The 1,247-nt window shown below is 38.7% G+C and carries 2 protein-coding genes; both read left to right on the top strand.

Annotated features, from left to right (window positions below; genetic code table 11):
* On the top strand, window positions 1-1,024 hold a 1,024-nt coding region (sstT, locus tag VXQ92_RS18940; RefSeq protein ID WP_416682838.1), incomplete at its 5' end, for a serine/threonine transporter SstT.
* 5 nt (window positions 1,025-1,029) lie between these two features.
* On the top strand, window positions 1,030-1,247 hold a 218-nt coding region (locus tag VXQ92_RS18935), incomplete at its 3' end, for a DUF1275 family protein (RefSeq protein ID WP_416682837.1).

Below are 1,247 nucleotides of genomic sequence, written 5' to 3'. Positions count from 1 at the left end.
ATCTATTGCCAACTTCCAAGTCGGTCATAGTGCAAATTTACGCCCAGTATTACTACTCTATGTAGTAGGTATGTTATTAGCTGCTTTTAGTGCTGTGATCGCTAGCTTATCTTTTCCTAGTACGCTTTATCTCAACACTGTTTCTCATAATAATTTGCAAGCGCCTGGTAGTCTCGCTGATATATTAAAAAATCTGCTTTTAAGTTTTATTGCAAACCCTGTTCAAGCAATCAGTGAAGCGAACTTTATTGGTATTCTTGCGTGGGCAATTGGTCTCGGCTTAGCAATGCGCCATAGCTCGGATACAACCAAACAAGTAATGCAGGATGTTTCACATGCTGTAAGCGCTATTATTCATAAAGTTATTGCATTTGCACCTGTTGGTATTTTCGGTCTAGTTGCAGTAACTTTTGCAGATGCTGGACTAGCAACACTTGAAAGTTATGCACAATTACTTGCTGTTCTATTAGGAACAATGCTGTTTGTTGCTCTAGTAATTAACCCAATTCTGGTAGGTTTAACAATTCGCGGTAATCCCTACCCATTAGTATTTAAATGCTTAAAAGAAAGTGGTATCACAGCGTTCTTTACACGCAGCTCAGCAGCTAATATTCCTGTAAACCTTGATTTAGCTGAACGTTTAGGCGTAAATCCTTCAACTGCGAGCGTTTCAATTCCTTTAGGTGCTACTGTTAACATGGCTGGTGCAGCAGTTACGATTACTGTACTTACTTTAGCAACTGTGCATACGTTAGGAATTCATGTTGATTTGGCAACAATGATTATTTTATCTGTAGTTGCGACTGTTTCAGCATGTGGTGCATCTGGTGTTGCAGGTGGTTCCCTACTTCTAATTCCAGTCGCATGTAGCTTATTTGGTATTTCATCAGAAATTGCAATGCAAGTTGTTGCAGTAGGTATGATTATTAGTGTATTACAAGATTCAACAGAAACGGCGCTTAACTCATCTACTGATGTTTTATTTACAGCCGCAGTTGATATTCGCTCAAGACAAAACTCATAGAGAACATGCCATTTCAAAGTTTACCAAACTGGTTCCAACTTGGCGCCTTCTTACTGGCAATAAATGCCGGAATGATTAATGTATTAGGGCTTATCACCCTTTTACATCAATCGGTGTCGCATATGACTGGTAATGTCAGTATGCTAGCCATGAGTTTGGTAAACTGGCAGTTTGAACACATCATATATTTAGTACTAGTTATATTATGTTATGTATGTGGATC

It is taken from the genome of Acinetobacter sp. 228, from assembly GCF_048147885.1.
This window is presented reverse-complemented; position numbering and strand designations above follow the sequence as displayed.